The sequence below is a fragment of the Roseateles puraquae genome (assembly GCF_002205845.1).
GTDB classification, from domain to species: Bacteria; Pseudomonadota; Gammaproteobacteria; order Burkholderiales; family Burkholderiaceae_C; genus Pelomonas; species Pelomonas puraquae.
Genome location: NZ_NISI01000003.1, coordinates 118,244 through 133,933, shown reverse-complemented (window position 1 = coordinate 133,933; position 15,690 = coordinate 118,244). Strand labels below are relative to the sequence as shown.

The following is a 15,690-nucleotide window of genomic DNA, read 5'->3' as shown; positions in this document are numbered from 1 at the left end:
TCGTCCACCGGGTAACCCGCTTGTGGAGGCCTGCCCGGCCTGCGACGATTTGAGGGATGGTCAAAACGAAACGTTCTTCCGATTCCCCGGCAGGCTCTGCCAGCGAGCAACGCCGCTTGCAGATGGTGGACATCGCGCGCCTGGCGGGCGTGTCGGTGTCCACGGTGTCGCGCGCCCTCAATGGCAGCGAGCTCGTCAATGCCGAGACGCGGCAGCGCGTGGCCGAGCTGGCCCGGTCGCTGAACTACTCCATCAACTTCGGTGCCCGCAACCTGCGGCTGCAGGAGAACAAGACGGTCGCCGTCGTCGTGCCCTTTGATGCGGCCTCGCGCCAGCACATCTCCGACCCCTTCTTCCTGTCCATCGTCGGCTCCATCGCTGACGCGCTGACCGACCGCGGCTACGACATGCTGCTGTCTCGTGTGGACGCCGAGCGCCTGGACCTGGCCTCACACTGGTTCGACTCGGGCAAGGCGATCGGTGTCATTCTCATCGGCCAGTGGCGCCATCACGACCAACTCAACGAGATGGCCGCCCGCAAGTTGCCGCTGGTGGTGTGGGGGGGCGAGATGCCGCAGCAGCTCTACTGCAGCGTGGGTGGCGACAACGTGCAGGGCGGGCTGCTTGCAGCGCGCCATCTGCTGTCGCTGGGCAAGAGACGCATCGCGTTCATCGGTGACGCCCACCTGCCCGAGGTCTGGCTGCGCCGCCAGGGCTATGTGCAGGCGCTGGCCGAAGCCGGCCTGCAGCCTGAGCCCGCGCTGGAGCTGGCTGCGCCGTTCGAGCCGGGCGTGGCGACGGCCATCGTGCGGGAGTTCTGCCAGGCGCGTCGCGATTTCGACGCCGTGGTCTGCTGCAGTGATGTGTTGGCGCTGCTGACCATCCAGGGCCTACGGGCTGCCGGCCGCAGCGTGCCCGAGGACGTGGCCCTGGTCGGCTACGACGACATGCCGCTCGCGGCCTACTGTGACCCGCCGCTGACCACCGTGCACCAGCCCGTGGCCGAAGCCGGGGCCGAACTGGTGGAGGCGTTGCTCGGTCAGTTGCGCGGCGAGCGTTCCGGGCCACGCACCATGCCGGTCTACCTGAAGTTGCGCCAAAGCGCGCCGGACGCTGCCGCGTGAAGCCGCTCGCCGCACCCAGGTGCGGCGAGTCACTTCACGGCAACGCAGGCTCGCGTTTATCGTTTTCAACGGCGTTTGAAAAGTGCCTTGTATCGCCAATGCCTAATGGCTTCTACTGAAATGCAATCGATTGCAAAACGATCCGGCATTGCGCAGAATGGCGGCACGGACAAGGATCGCGCTGGCGGTCCAGCAGCCGCACCGCCTCGCAGAAGGCCCGAACACAGACAACCTGGAGACAACGCATGGACCGCTCCCTTTCGCACATCCATTCCGGCGCGCGCGCCTTTCGCCATCACGCACTCGCGGCAGCCGCCGTCGCGCTGCTGAGCGCGGGCGCGCAGGCCCAGGAGGCCGCCGCACCGGCCGACAAGTCCGACGGCCTCAAGCTCGATGCCGTCGTCGTGACCGGCACTTCCACCGCGAAGTCCAAGATGCGCAGCAGCGTCGCCATCTCGACCATCGAGAGCGAGGGTGTCACGGCGGTGACCGCCGCCAGCGCCACCGACGTGCTCCGCGCCGTGCCCGGCATCCGGGCCGAGGCCAGCGGCGGCGAGTCCAATGCCAACGTCGCGGTGCGCGGCATTCCGGTCTCCGCCGGGGGCGCGCGCTACATCCAGTTCCAGGAAGATGGCCTGCCCGTGCTGCAGTTCGGCGACATCGCCTTCGCGACGCCTGACACCTGGATGCGGGCTGACGCTGCCTTCGAGCGGCTGGAAGTCGTGCGCGGCGGCTCGGCGTCCACGCTGGCCACGGGCGCCCCGGGCGGCATCATCAACTTCATCAGCAAGACCGGCATCGAGCAGGGCGGCAGCATCCAGCTGACCAAGGGCCTGGACTTCGACCAGACCCGCGTCGACTACGGCTACGGCGGTCGGCTGGCACCCAAGACCCGCTTCTTCATCGGCGGCTTCTACCGGGTGGGCGACGGCGGCCGCAAGGGGGCCGATGGTGCGGAGAGCGGCGGCCAGATCCGCGGCAACGTCACGTTTGAACTCTCGGGCAAGGACTACTTCCGCTTCAGCTTCAAGCACCTGGACGACCACACGCCCACCTTCATGCCCACACCGGTGCGCTACGTGAATGGCAGCATTCAAGAGATCCCGGGCCTGGACCCGCGCCGCACCGCCTTCTACAACGCCGGCTGGCCGCTGGACAACACGCTGACCAACACCAACGGCCGCGCGCTCAGCAACATCCGTGACGGCCTGTCGGCCAAGAGCGACGCCTTCGGTGCCGACGTGAGCCTGGATGCCGGCGGGGGCTTCCGCCTGCAGAACAAGTTCAGCTGGAGCAAGAACAGCGGCCGCTTCATCGGCATCTTCCCGGGTGACGACGTCTCTGCCGCGCCGGCCGGCACCACCATCGCCACGGGTGCGGACGCCGGCAAGGTGTACACCGGCAACAAGTTCACCGCGGTCGTGTTCAACACCAAGGTCGATGACGCCGGGCTGCTGGCCAACGACCTGAAGTTCTCGCGTGACTTCGACCTTGGCGCCGGTAACCGTTTGAGCGCTGTCGCCGGCCTCTACACCTCGGTGCAGAAGCTCGACCTGACCTGGAACTTCAACCAGTATTCGCTCTCGGCCGATCAAAGCGGTGCTCGCGTGCTCAACGTGCCCGGCGTCACCAACGGCGCGCCCGGCTTCGGTGGCTGCTGCAGCAACTTCCAGGACAGCAAGTACACGACCAATGCGCCCTACCTGGTGCTGAACCTGGACTCCGGCGCCTTCTCGGGCGACGTCAGCCTGCGCCGCGACAACAACAAGGCCAGCGGCAACTACTACCAGTCCAACGCCGGCGTCGCCTACGACCTGACCAAGCCCAACGTCATCGACTACGACTTCGGCCGGACCTCCTACTCCCTGGGCGGCAACTACGAGCTGAACAAGGACCTGTCGGTGTTCGCCCGCTATTCGGATGGCGCCGCCTACAACGCCGACCGCATCACCTTCTTCAACAACCCCAACCTCGTCAACGGCAAGAGCACGACCATCCCGGTCAACAAGGTCAAGCAGACGGAGATCGGCGTCAAGGTTCGCGGCAACGGCTACAGCCTGTTCGCCACGCTGTTCGATGCCAAGACCGACGAAGTCAACGTGGACGTGACCACCACGCCCATCGTCGCCAAGGCCAACAGCTACCGCAGCAAGGGCCTGGAGCTGGAAGGCTCGGCGCGCTTCGGCCTGGTGAGCCTGCTCGGCGGCCTGACCTACACCGATGCCAAGCAGGCCGATGGCCGTGCGCCCAAGCGCCAGGCCAAGATCGTCTACCAGCTCACGCCCACGCTGAGCTTCAGCGACGAGCTGACCGCTGGTGTCGGCATCGTCGGCACCACCAAGAGCCAGGACGACGGCCCGACCGGTCCGCTGACCATCACGCTGCCGGCCTACACGGTGGTCAATGCCTTCGTCAGCTACAGCCTCACGCCCAAGGCCACGCTCACGCTGGCCGCGAACAACCTCTTCAACGAGATCGCCTACACCGAGAGCAATGATGGCCGGGGTGCCGCGCGCGCCTACACGGGCCGCACCGTCAAGGCCAGCCTGCGCTACAACTTCTGAAGCGCGTGGCCATGCCCAGCCTCGTCCATGTGATCGGCGAGGCCCTCGTGGACGAGTTCCACGACGGCCACGTCGCGGGCGGCGCGCCCTTCAATGTGGCGCGCTCGCTGGCGGCCCTGCGCGCGCCGGTGCGCTTCATCAGTCGCATCGGTGAAGGCGATGCCGCCGGCCGCCTCGTGCTCGACAGCGCGGTGCGCTTCGGTTTGGACGTGGCGGGCATCCAGCGCGATGCCCGGCATGCCACCGGCCGCGTCAGCGTGCATGAGTCGGCGGGCGGCGGGCATCGCTTCGAGATCCATGCCGACGCGGCCTGGGACCATCTCGAAGCACCGGCTGGCCCGGCGGCCGGCATCGTCTACTTCGGCAGCCTCGCGCAGCGTCATGCGCCGTCCCGCGCGGCAATCCGGGCCGCGGTCAAGCGTGCGCCGGGGTTGCGGCTGCTCGACCTGAACCTGCGACCGGGCACCGATACACCGGCCCTGGCCGCCGAATCGCTGATGCTGGCCGACTGGGTCAAGATCAACGAGGACGAACTCGATCGCCTGCAGGCCTGGTTTGAGGCCGACCTTGCCGGGTTGATGGCCCGCTTCGCCCTGCAGTGTGTCGTGATCACGCGCGGCGAAGCCGGCTATGCGATGTATGGCGAGCAGGGGCAGCTCGTGTCGAGCGGGGTGGGCGTACCGCAACCGGCCCTGGTCGACACCGTCGGCGCGGGCGATGCCTTCACGGCCATGCTGCTGGCGGGCCTGGCCCTGCGGCGCCAGCTGCCTGACACGCTCGCGCTTGCCAACCGCTATGCCGCGATGATCTGCGGCGTCCGTGGCCCCCTGCCGCTCGACCCTGTCAGGCTCACGCCCTGGCGCGAGGCGCTCCATGCCTTGCCCGCGGAAGAGGCTCACGCATGAACAAGCCCCATCTCTCGTTCACGCAGATCGTGAACATGAACGTCGGCTTCCTGGGCATCCAGTTCAGCTTCGGCCTGCAGCAGGCCAACATGAGCCCGATCTACCAGATGCTCGGCGCCGAGGGCAAAGACCTGCCCTACCTGTGGCTCGCCGGCCCCATCACCGGCTTGCTGGTGCAGCCCATCGTCGGTGCGCTGAGCGACCGCACGACCCACCGCTGGGGTCGGCGCACACCGTACTTCCTGATCGGCGCGCTGTTGTGCTCGCTCGGCCTGCTGGCCATGCCGTTCAGCCCGGCGCTGTGGTTCGCGGCGGGGTTGCTGTGGATCCTGGACGCTGCCAACAACGTGACCATGGAGCCCTACCGCGCCTATGTCAGCGACCGGCTGCGGGAGGAGCAGCATGCGTCCGGCTTCCTGACCCAGGCCTCGTTCACCGGGTTGGCGCAGACCCTGGCCTACCTCACGCCCAGCCTGCTGGTGTTCTTCGGCATGAACAAGGACGCGCTCGGGGCCAACGGTATCCCGGTCGTCACCACGCTGGCCTTCATCGTCGGTGCGCTGCTGTCGTTCACCACGGTGTGGTGGTCGGTGCGCAAGGTGCCCGAGCTGCCGTTGCCGGCGCAGGAGCTGGCCCGCCTGCGTGCCTTGCCCCGAGGCCTGACGCCAGCGCTGGCCGAGATCTGGAGCGCCGTGCGTGAGATGCCGCCCACGATGCGGCGGCTGTGGTGGATGGCGCTCTTCCAGTGGTACGGAATGATGTGCTACTGGATCTACATCGTGCCCACGCTGGCCGCGACCGTGTTCGGCACCGACGACCCGCACAGCCCGGGCTTTCGGGATGCAGCGCTGCTCAACGGCCAGGTCGGCGGCTTCTACAACGCGGTGGCCTTCGTGGCGGCGTTTGCGATGGTGCCCTTCACCAAGCGGCTGGGGGCGAAATGGGTGCATGCGTTTGCACTGCTCGCGGCGGCAGTGGGCATGTGGGCGCTGCCGGGCATCCGCAGCGAGGGCTGGCTGCTCTTCCTGCCGATGGTGGGCATCGGCCTGGCCTGGGGTTCCATCATGGGCAATCCGTATGTGCTGCTGGCCGGCAGCATCCCGCCGGAGCGTGCCGGGGTCTACATGGGCATCTTCAACATGTTCATCGTGATCCCGATGCTCATCCAGGCCGTGACCCTGCCGTTGTTCTACGACAGCCTGCTCGGCGGCCGCCCTGAGAACGTCATCCGCTTGGCCGGCGTGCTGCTGGCCTTGGCCGCGGTGTGCGTGTTGCGCGTGCGCACGGAGAAATCGACATGAAGAATCAAGTTCAGCTCATCACCTACGTCGATCGCCTGGGAGGCCAGCGCGACGGTGCCGACCTGGCGCGCCTCAAGCGCCTGGTGTCCGAGCCGGGCGCGCCGCTGGCGGGCGTGTTCGGCGGCGTGCACCTGCTGCCGTTCTTCCACGCGATCGACGGCGCCGATGCCGGCTTCGACCCCATCGACCACACCCAGGTCGACCCCCGCCTGGGCGGCTGGGCCGACATCAAGTCGCTGACCGAGGTGGTGGACGTGATGGCCGACGTCATCGTCAATCACATGTCCAGCGAGTCGCCGCAGTTCCTCGACTACTCCGAGAAGGGCGAGGCGTCGCCCTATGCGGGTCTCTTCCTGACGCTGGATGCCGTCTTTCCGCAGGGCGCGAGCGAGCGCGACCTGCTGGCCGTCTACCGCCCGCGACCCGGCTTGCCGCTGACCTACGCCACGCTCAAGAACGGCGAGCGCCGCATTCTGTGGACGACCTTCACGGCCGCTCAGATCGACATCGCCGTTCACCACCCGCAGGGCCGTGCGTACCTGTCCGGCATCCTGCGCACCTTTGCCGACAACGGCATCCGCATGGTGCGACTGGATGCGGTCGGCTATGCGATCAAGAAGGCCGGCGACAGCTGCTTCATGATGCCCGAGACCTTCGAGTTCATCGCCGAGTTCGCGCAGGAGGCGAGGGCGCTGGGCATCGAGGTGCTGGTGGAGATCCACTCCTACTACCAGCGCCAGATCGAGATCGCTGCGCGCGTGGACTGGGTGTATGACTTCGCGCTGCCACCGCTGGTGCTGCATGCGTTCAACTTCCGCACGGCGACGGCCCTCAAGCGCTGGGTGGCCATCCGGCCGAAGAACGCGCTGACGGTGCTCGACACCCACGACGGCATCGGCATCATCGACATCGGTGCCGATGCGAGCGACCGCGCCGCCCACCCAGGCCTCGTGCCGCCGCAGGAGCTCGACGAACTGGTGGAGCGCATCCACGCCGCCAGCCAGGGCCAGAGCCGCAAGGCCACCGGCGCGGCCGCGAGCAATCTCGACCTCTACCAGGTCAACTGCACCTTCTTCGACGCCATGGGGCGTGACGAGACGGCCTATTTGCTGGCACGCGCCATCCAGTTTTTCCTGCCGGGTGTGCCCCAGGTCTACTACGTTGGCCTGCTCGCCGGCCACAACGACATGGACCTGCTCGGCCGCAGCCAGGTCGGCCGGGACATCAACCGCCACTACTACACCGAGGACGAGATCGCCCGCGATTGCGAGCGGCCGGTGGTGCGGCGGCTGATCGAGCTGATCCGCCTGCGCAACCAGCACGCCGCCTTCCAGGGTGAGTTCACGCTGCTGGACAGCAGCGACGCTGCCCTGCACCTGCGCTGGTCGCAGGGCGGCGACTGGGCCGAGCTGCAGGTGGATTTCGCCGCCAGCACCCACGCGCTGACCTACAGCACGCCCGGCGGCCAGGGCGCGTTCGCCTTCAGTTGAGCGTCAGCCTTCGCTTCCACAATCCGCCACAGTTTCAATCTGTGGAGATCCCCTCATGTGGAAGTTGGTCGTCGGTTTCATCGCCTTTGCCGCCCTGGCCCTGTTCATCCTCACCAAGAGCGGCGGCAACATCGACCTGACCGGCGAGAAGCATGACGTGGCTGGCGGCCACGACACCGCGGCATCGGCGCCCGTCGAGCCCGCAGCTTCTGCCGCCAGCGTCGCAGCGCCCGCGTCTGCCGCGTCTCAGTGAGTGGTTGACGCCTCGCCGCCGGTGCGCTGAGGCGCCACCAGCGGCAGGCGCATCAGCATCTGCGTGCCCTGGCCGGGTGTCGACCTCACCTCGATCTGCCCGCCCAGCACGTTGATCACGATGCTGTGCACGATGTGCATGCCCAGGCCCGAGCCGCCGGTGCCGAGCTTGGTCGTGAAGAAGGGGTCGAAGATGCGCCGCCGCACCGACTCCTCCATGCCTTGACCGTCATCGCTGACGCTCAGCTCCACCTCGGTCCCGTCAGCCGGCACGCAGCGCACCACGACACGGCCCTCGGCACGCCCCTCGAAGGCATGCAGCAGGGCGTTCATCAGCAGGTTGGTCAGCACCTGGCCGAGGGCGCCGGGGTAGCTGTTCATCATCACGCCGCGGCACAGGTCGGTGTCGATGGTGTAGGGCGTGTGCTTGAAGCTCGGCTCCACCATCACGAGCACGTCCTCCACCACCTTGGCCAGCTCGAAGTCGCGGCGCAGGTCGGCGGTCTGGTCAATGGCCACCTGCTTGAAGTCGCGCACCAGGTCGGCGGCCTTTTGCACATTGCGCTGCAGGATGTCCTGGCCGCGCCGCGTATCGCGCGCGAGCTCCTCCAGCGTGCTGCGGCGCAGTTGCGCCGCGCCGCTGAGCATGGCCTCCAGCTGCTTGTAGCGGTCGTCCAGGGCCGAGACCACGGTCAGCGCATTGCCCAGCGGCGTGTTCAGCTCGTGAGCCACGCCGGCCACCAGGCGGCCCAGCGACGCCAGCTTCTCAGACTCCACCAGTTCGCGCTGCGCCTTCTGCAGCGTATCGAGTGCCTCGTGCAGTTCGGCATTGCTGGCGGTGAGTTCGGCGGTGCGCTGGTTGACGGTCTCTTCCAGGTTCAGGTTGTGCTGGCGCAGGGCTTCGAAGGCCGACAGCAGCGCCTGGCGCATGCGCTCCATGGCCACCCCCACGCGGGCGATCTCGTCGGCGCCGCCCACCCGCAACGGCTGTTCGAGACGACCCGCGGCCAGCGCCTCGGCCGCGCCGGTCAGCTCGGTCATCGGGCGCAGCACATAGCGCTGCAGCACCCAGAGCATCAGCACGAGCGACAGCGTCAGCGTCAGGCCGCTGCGCCAGACGGTGCGCCACACCTCGGCCTGCTTGGCCTGCAGCAGCGGTGCAGCGCTCATGCGCACGGTGAGCTGGGCAATCTCGCGGCCGTCACGCTGGATGGGGCGGGTCTGGCTGAGCACGAGGTCGGCGTCTGCCGGGTCGCCGAGTCGCTGCTGCGACAGAAATGGCGCGGACGACGCCGGCTCGGTGACCTGCACCGACACGAAGCGCGGGTCGTCCATCTGCGCCTTGACCATGGGATCGGCCAGGTCGGGTGACACCTGCCAGACCGGCTCGGCCAGCGACAGCGCCATCACCTCGGTCGCCCGGGTGAGGTCGCGCTTGAGGTCCTCCATGGCGGTGGCGCGCGTCTTCTGCCCGTCGTAGAGCAACACGGCGGTGGTGGGCAGCAGCAGGCCGAGCAGCAGGGCCAGCACCACGGCGAACGTCAGGGAATTGCGCTGCCAGCCAAAACGGTGACTGGCCACAGGGGGCACGGCGATGGCGGTCGACTGCAGGGGTTGCTGGGGCATGGCTTGCCTAGCGCTCAGATCGTGCGGGTGCGCCGCCGGAGTGTAGGGCCGTGAAAAGCGGTGGAAATGCGCATTCAGACACCCGGTGGGCCGGGTTTTTCCCGGGGATCAAGCCCCCCCGAGGCCCGGGGGGCTGGCCCCACAATCCGCCGCCTGTAACGCGCCGTGGGGCGCTAGGTCTGGAGAAAAACAGTGAAGCGTTGGGTTGGCCTGGCGGCATTGTTCGCTGCCTGCATCGGTTCGAGTGGCGCCTGGGCTCAGGGCTCTTTGCGCATTGGCATGGTGGCCGGCTTCTCGGGCCCGGTGGCCGGTCTCGTGCAGGAGAGCGCCGACGGCGCCAAGCTCTATTTCGACGCCATCAATGCCCAGGGCGGCATCAAGGGCCAGACCATCGAGCTGGTGACCCAGGACGACAAGTACCAACCTGCGCTGGCCGTGGCAGGCGCCAAGGCACTGGCATCGCAAGGCGTGCTGGCCCTGATCCTCAGCCGCGGCACCGGCCCGACCGAGGCCATGTTGCCGGCCCTCAAGGAGAACAAGCTGCCGCTGATCGCCCCGGCCACCGGCGCGGCCAGCCTGCGCGACCCGGTGCAGCCCTGGGTCTTCCACCTGCGCGCCAGCTACGAGAAGGAAGCCGAACGGGCCGTCAAGCACCTGGCCGGCATCGGCGTGAAGCGCATCAACATCGTCCAGGTCAATGACGAGTTCGGCAACGACGCCGGCAAGGGCGCCATCAAGGGGCTGGACGAGGCGAAGCTGCGGGCGCTCTCGCACCTGCGCTACGACCGCAACAAGCCGGATCTCGGCCCCACGATGCAGGCCATTGCCAAGGCAGGCATCGAGGCCGTCGTGCTGATCGGCCCGGCCTACGCCGTCGTCGAGGGCATCAACGCCCTGCGCGCCGCCGGCTCCACCGCGCATGTCGCGACGCTGTCCAACAACGCGTCGAGCGACTTCGTGAAGCAGCTTGGCGAGAACGCGCGCGGCACCATCGTCACGCAGCTCTTCCCCTACGAGCGCTCCACCGCCAACCCACTGGTGCGTGAGGCCCTGGGCCTGGCCAAGGCCGCCGGCCGGGCCGAGCTGACGCCCGCCCAGCTTGAAGGCTTTGCCGCCGCCAAGCTGGTGGTGGAGACGCTCAAGCGCACCAACGGCAAGGAGATCACCCGCGAGGGCTTCACCAAGGCGCTGGAGACCGCGCGCGTGGACCTCGGCGGCCTGCAGGTGCACTACGGCGAGAAGGACCACAACGGCCTGGAGTTCACCGACGTGTCCATCGTCGGGCCCGATGGCAAGTTCTGGAGGTGATCAGCCCACCCCCTACGGCCTGACGGCCGCCCCCTCAAGGGGGCGCTTGCGGCGGACCGGCGGAGCCGGATCCGCGCAAGCCGCTTGAGGGGCAGCGGCGCCAAGCGCGCTGCGGTTGTTGCGATGGGGCGGGTGTTGAACTCGCGCGATGATGCGGCGTGCCTGGCACGGCCGCATTTTTGTTGGAGCTTGCGATGGATCTTGGATTGACGGGGCGCTGGGCGCTGGTGTGCGCGGCGAGCAAGGGCTTGGGGCGCGGGTGCGCCGAGGCGCTGGTGGGTGAGGGCGTGAATGTCGTCATCACCGCGCGGGGCGAGACGGATCTGCTGGCCACGGCGGCGGCGCTGCGGGCCTTGAACCCAGCCGTGGAGGTGCGTGCCGTGGTGGGCGACATCGCCACACCCGAAGGGCGCGCCGCGGCGCTGGCGGCCTGCCCGCAGGTGGACATCCTGGTCAACAACGCGGGCGGCCCGCCGCCGGGCGACTTCCGCGACTGGGGCCGCGAGCAGTGGCTGGCGGCACTTGAGGCGAACATGCTCACGCCCATCGAGCTGATCAAGGCGACCGTGGACGGCATGGCGGCGCGCGGCTTCGGCCGCATCGTCAACATCACCTCGGGTGCGGTCAAGGCCCCGATCGATGTGCTTGGCCTGTCCAATGGGGCGCGCTCGGGCCTGACCGGCTTTGTCGCCGGCCTCGCGCGCCAGCCGCGACTGGCCGGGGCCAACGTGACCCTCAACAACCTGCTGCCCGGCGCCTTCGACACCGACCGCCTGAAGAAGACCATGGCCGCGGGTGCCGCCAAGACGGGGCAGCCCGTCGATGAAGTGGCAGCCCGTCGCCGCGCGGCCATCCCCGCTCAGCGCTTCGGCACTGCTGCCGAGTTCGGTGCGGTCTGCGCCATGCTCTGCAGTGCGCAGGCCAGCTACCTGACCGGCCAGAACATCCTGCTGGACGGCGGCAGCTATCCCGGGACCTTCTGATGACCTGGCTCAAACGCATCCTGGGTGGCCTGCTGCTGCTCGTCCTGCTGCTGGCCCTGGCGCTGTGGCTGCTGCTGCGCGCCAGCCTGGCGCCGCTGGACGGTGACCGCGCCCTGGCCGCGCTCAGCGCGCCGGCCGAGGTGCAGCGCGACGCGCGCGGCTACGTCACGGTCACGGCCGAGAACCGCCTCGATGTCGCGCGGGCGCTGGGCTATGTGCATGCGCAGGAGCGCTTCTTCCAGATGGACCTGATGCGCCGCAATGCCGCGGGCGAGCTGTCAGCGCTGGTCGGCCCGAAGGCGCTGCCGCTGGACAAGGCGCGGCGCACGCATCGCTTCCGCCACCGCGCGGAACAAGGCATTGCCGGCCTGCCGGCCGACGAGCGCGCCTTGCTCGACGCCTATGTGAACGGCGTGAATGCGGGCTTGGCCGCGCTGTCGGCCCGGCCACCGGAATACCTGCTGCTGCGCCAGCAACCCCAGCCCTGGGTGGCCGCCGACACCGTGCTGGTGGCCTATGGCATGTACCTGGACCTGCAAGGCGCCCAGGGGCGGGACGACATCGCGATGGGGGTGTTGCACGACGCCGTGCCCGCCGATTGGTATGCCTTCCTGACCCAGCACAGCGCCGACTGGCAGGCCGCCATGGACGACAGCCGCATGACGGCCGTACCCGTGCCGGCCAGCCCGCTGCCCGACGCGCTGCGCACCACGCGCACCGCCTGCAGCGACTGCCAGCTGCGTGATGCCCGCGACATCGGCAGCAACAACTTCGCCGTCGCTGCCGCGCATGGCAGCGACAACCGCGCCATCGTGGCCGACGACATGCACCTGGGCCTGCGGGCGCCCGGCACCTGGTTCAAGGCGCGCATGCGCTGGAAGGACGCCGCCGGCAGCCACGACGTGGCGGGCGTGACGCTGCCGGGGGCGCCGCTGCTGGTGGTCGGCAGCAACGGCCACGTGGCCTGGGGCTTCACCAACACCACGTCCGACTGGGCCGACGTCGTGCGCCTGAAGCTCAATGCCGCGGGCACGCACTACCGCTCGGGCAGTGTCGAGAAACCGCTGCAGCGTGCGGTCGAGCGCATCGAGGTGGCGGGTGAGGCGCCTGTGGACCACGTCGTGCTCGAAAGCGAATGGGGGCCGGTGCTGCCGCAGAAGGCGCCTGCGGGCGAGGCCTATGCGCTGCGCTGGGTGGCCCACGACCGCGAGGGCATGAACCTGCGCCTGATGCACATGGAAACCGCGGTGACCGTGGATGACGCCGTGCAACTGGCGGCCGGCGCGGGCATGCCGGCGCAGAACCTGCTGGTGGCAGACGAGACCGGGCGCATCGCCTGGACGGTCATCGGCGCGATGCCGCGGCGCGTGGGCACCGACGACATGGACCTGCCGCAGGACTGGAGCGACGGTCGCTCGCGCTGGCAGGGCTATCTGCCTGCCGCCGAGCAGCCCCGCATCGTCGACCCGGCCGATGGCCGGCTCTGGACGGCCAACTCGCGCATGGTGGGCGGCGCGGCCATGAAGCTGATGGGCAACGGCGGTTGGGACGTGGGCGCGCGCGGTCAGCAGATCCGCGATGCGTTGCGGGCGCAGGAGCGCCTGGACGAAGCCGGGCTTCACGCCATCCAGCTCGATCACCGCGCGCTCTTCCACCAGCGCTGGCGCGAGCTGCTGCTCACCCGCGTGCTGACGCCCGAGTTCGTGGCGGCGCACGGCCTGGCCGACTACCGCGCCGAGATCGAGAAGAGCTCGGACGCCGCGCGGCCAGACGCGGTGGGCTACCTGCTGCTGCGCAGCTTCCGGCTGCAGGCGCTGAAGTCCCTCTTCGCACCCTTGGCCGGCATGCTCGAAGCGCAGGGCCTGAAGCTCAGCGACCTGAAGATGGTGCCCGAGAACCCCGGCTGGGCCTTGATCCAGGCGGCGCGGCCTGACACGCTGCCGGCTGCATTCAAGACCTGGCCCGAGTTGCTGCAGCGCGCCGTGCTGGACAGCCGCCAGGAGCTGCTGCGCAAGTACGGCAGCCTGGCCGCCGCGACCTGGGGCGCCGACAACCCGACCAGCATGCGCCACCCGCTGAGCCTGGCGGTGCCCGCCTTGTCCGGCTGGCTGGATCAGGCCTCGCAGGGCATGGCGGGCGACAGCCACATGCCACGGGTGCACAACCATGGCCACGGCCAGAGCGAGCGCATGGTGGTCTCCCCGGGGCATGAAGAGCGCGGCATCCTGGTCATTCCGGGCGGGCAGAGCGGGCATCCGATGTCGCCGTTCTACCGGGGCGATCACGCCGCATGGCTGGCCGGCGAACCCTTGCCCTTCCTGCCTGGAGAGACGGTGCACCGGCTGGCCTTGCGCCCCTGATCCCGGCGACACCGGACCGGTGGGCTGTGGATGCGCCAAGACCCATGGCCTGGGCACAATGCCGGGCTTGCTGCGAATCAACTGGAGGACTGCAGAGATGAACAAGACCCTGTGCGCACTGGTGGTGGCCGGCCTGGCCGCTTCGATGGGGGCCCGCGCCGAGGAGGCGGGCTCCACTGTCGAGAAGTGCAACAAGAAGATGGGTGTCCTGGCCGTGGCCGAGCCGCAGAACGGCTGGAACTACCTGTCTCAATACGGCCTGGGGTCGCCGGCCTCGTTGCTTCGCATGATGGTGCAGCAATCGGGCTGCTTTGATGTGGTCGAGCGTGGCCAGGCCATGCAGAACATCCAGCAGGAGCGCTCGCTGGCGGCGGCTGGCGAGATGCGCCAGGAATCGAACATCGGCAAGGGCCAGATGCAGGCGGCCGACTTTGTCATGACGCCCAATGTGCAGATCGGCGCCAACACCAGCGGCGGCATCGGCGGCTTCCTGGGCGGCAAGCTGGGCATCATCGGCGCCATCGCCGGCGGCCTGAAATTCAAGGACGCCTCCACCAGCCTGCTGCTGGCCGACGTGCGCTCCAGCATCCAGGTGGCCGCGGCCGAAGGCAAGGCCAGCAAGATGGACTTCTCCATTGGCGGCTGGGGCTTCGGGGGCGGCGCGGTCGGGGGCCTGGGCGGCTACACCAGCACCGCCGAGGGCAAGCTCATCGCGGCCAGCTTCCTGGACAACTACAACAAGATCGTGCTGGCCATCCGCGACCAGGAAAGCCTCATCCGCACGGGCAGCGCCTCGGGCGACGCGAATGCCGCCGGCTCCACCCAGGCCGCCGCGCCCATCCCGGCCGGCCAGATGCTCGCCGCCAAGATTTCCAACGTGAAGGCCTACGCCAGCCCCTCGCGCGACAGCAAGGTGGTGGCCACGCTGAACCGCAGCGACGAACTCGTCGCCACGGGTGAGGTGAAGGACGGCTTCGTCAAGGTCGACGCTGCCAACTTCAGCGGCTGGGTGCAGCGCACCCTCGTCATGCCCATCGGTCGTTGAGCGCCATGAAGGTCGCGCTCGTCACCGGCGCGGGCTCGGGCATCGGCCGGGCCGTGGCGCGCGCGCTGGCGCGCGAGGGCTGGACGCTGGCCCTGCTGGGCCGGCGCGAGGCGCCGTTGCAGGAGACCCTGCCCGAGGCCCTGCACCTGCCGGCTGACGTGACCGACGAAGCCCAGGTCGATGCCGCCTTCCAGGCGCTCAAGCAGCGCTTCGGGCGGCTCGACCTGCTGTTCAACAACGCCGGCATCAGTGCCATCGGCGTGCCCATCGACGAGCTGTCGGTGGCGCAGTGGCGGGCGGTGGTCGACACCAACCTCACCGGCAGCTTCCTGTGCGCCCGCGCGGCGTTCGCGTTGATGAAGGCGCAGACGCCGCGGGGCGGCCGCATCATCAACAACGGCTCCATCTCGGCGCATGCGCCGCGACCCTTCTCGGCGCCCTACACGTCGACCAAGCACGCCATCACCGGGCTCACCAAGTCGCTGAGCCTGGACGGCCGGGCCTTCGACATCGCCTGCGGCCAGATCGACATCGGCAATGCCGCCACCGACATGACCGAGAAGATGGCCCGTGGCATGCCTCAGGCCAACGGCCAGCTGGCGGTGGAGCCGCGCATGGATGTCGAGGACGTGGCCCGTGCCGTGGTCTACATGGCCAGCCTGCCGCTCTCGGCCAATGTGCAGACCATGACCGTCATGGCCACCAGCATGCCTTTCGTCGGCCGCGGCTGAA

12 protein-coding genes are annotated in these 15,690 nt (G+C 68.8%); 11 read left to right on the top strand and 1 reads right to left on the bottom strand.

What is annotated here, in order from left to right; genetic code table 11:
* The first annotated feature begins 56 nt into the window (after positions 1-56).
* The 6 genes from CDO81_RS10515 (at position 57) to CDO81_RS10490 (ending at position 7,637) form a co-directional block, all read left to right on the top strand.
* Positions 57-1,124, top strand: coding sequence for a LacI family DNA-binding transcriptional regulator (locus CDO81_RS10515; protein WP_088483165.1), 1,068 nt, complete (start codon positions 57-59; stop codon positions 1,122-1,124).
* A gap of 245 nt (positions 1,125-1,369) precedes the next feature.
* Positions 1,370-3,688 carry a TonB-dependent receptor gene (locus CDO81_RS10510; RefSeq protein ID WP_088483164.1) on the top strand — a complete coding sequence of 773 codons (2,319 nt, stop codon included), beginning with the start codon at positions 1,370-1,372 and terminating at the stop codon, positions 3,686-3,688.
* An 11-nt stretch (positions 3,689-3,699) separates the two neighbouring features.
* Positions 3,700-4,593, top strand: a complete 894-nt coding sequence (locus CDO81_RS10505) for a PfkB family carbohydrate kinase (protein WP_088483163.1) — start codon at positions 3,700-3,702, stop codon at positions 4,591-4,593.
* Entirely contained in the window at positions 4,590-5,894 is a 1,305-nt protein-coding gene (locus CDO81_RS10500) for an MFS transporter (RefSeq protein WP_088483162.1), read from the top strand. Before CDO81_RS10505 ends, CDO81_RS10500 begins: the two co-directional genes overlap by 4 nt.
* Positions 5,891-7,384 carry a sucrose phosphorylase gene (gtfA, locus tag CDO81_RS10495; protein ID WP_088483161.1) on the top strand — a complete coding sequence of 498 codons (1,494 nt, stop codon included), beginning with the start codon at positions 5,891-5,893 and terminating at the stop codon, positions 7,382-7,384. Before CDO81_RS10500 ends, gtfA begins: the two co-directional genes overlap by 4 nt.
* 55 nt (positions 7,385-7,439) lie before the next feature.
* A complete protein-coding gene (locus CDO81_RS10490) occupies positions 7,440-7,637 on the top strand; it encodes a hypothetical protein (RefSeq protein ID WP_088483160.1) in 198 nt (65 codons plus the stop codon).
* Here CDO81_RS10490 and CDO81_RS10485 read toward each other — a convergent pair.
* Positions 7,631-9,262, bottom strand: coding sequence for a sensor histidine kinase (locus tag CDO81_RS10485; RefSeq protein WP_088483159.1), 1,632 nt, complete (start codon positions 9,260-9,262; stop codon positions 7,631-7,633). The two genes, CDO81_RS10490 and CDO81_RS10485, sit on opposite strands and share 7 nt — an antisense overlap.
* Before the next feature lie 192 nt (positions 9,263-9,454).
* On the opposite strand from CDO81_RS10485, the gene CDO81_RS10480 reads away from it, so the two are divergent.
* The 5 genes from CDO81_RS10480 to CDO81_RS10460 all read left to right on the top strand — a co-directional run bounded on the left by CDO81_RS10480 (position 9,455) and on the right by CDO81_RS10460 (position 15,689).
* Positions 9,455-10,570 (top strand): ABC transporter substrate-binding protein, encoded by a 1,116-nt coding sequence (locus CDO81_RS10480; protein ID WP_241516949.1) that lies wholly within the window; start codon positions 9,455-9,457, stop codon positions 10,568-10,570.
* 194 nt (positions 10,571-10,764) lie between these two features.
* On the top strand, positions 10,765-11,553 hold the full coding sequence (locus CDO81_RS10475) for an SDR family oxidoreductase (RefSeq protein WP_088483158.1): 789 nt from the start codon (positions 10,765-10,767) through the stop codon (positions 11,551-11,553).
* Positions 11,553-13,913, top strand: a complete 2,361-nt coding sequence (locus CDO81_RS10470; RefSeq protein WP_088483157.1) for a penicillin acylase family protein — start codon at positions 11,553-11,555, stop codon at positions 13,911-13,913. Before CDO81_RS10475 ends, CDO81_RS10470 begins: the two co-directional genes overlap by 1 nt.
* Positions 13,914-14,010: 97 nt before the next feature.
* A complete protein-coding gene (locus CDO81_RS10465) occupies positions 14,011-14,958 on the top strand; it encodes a CsgG/HfaB family protein (RefSeq protein WP_158218239.1) in 948 nt (315 codons plus the stop codon).
* Positions 14,959-14,963: 5 nt separating this feature from the next.
* A complete protein-coding gene (locus tag CDO81_RS10460) occupies positions 14,964-15,689 on the top strand; it encodes an SDR family oxidoreductase (RefSeq protein ID WP_088483155.1) in 726 nt (241 codons plus the stop codon).
* The last annotated feature ends 1 nt before the right edge of the window (position 15,690 follow it).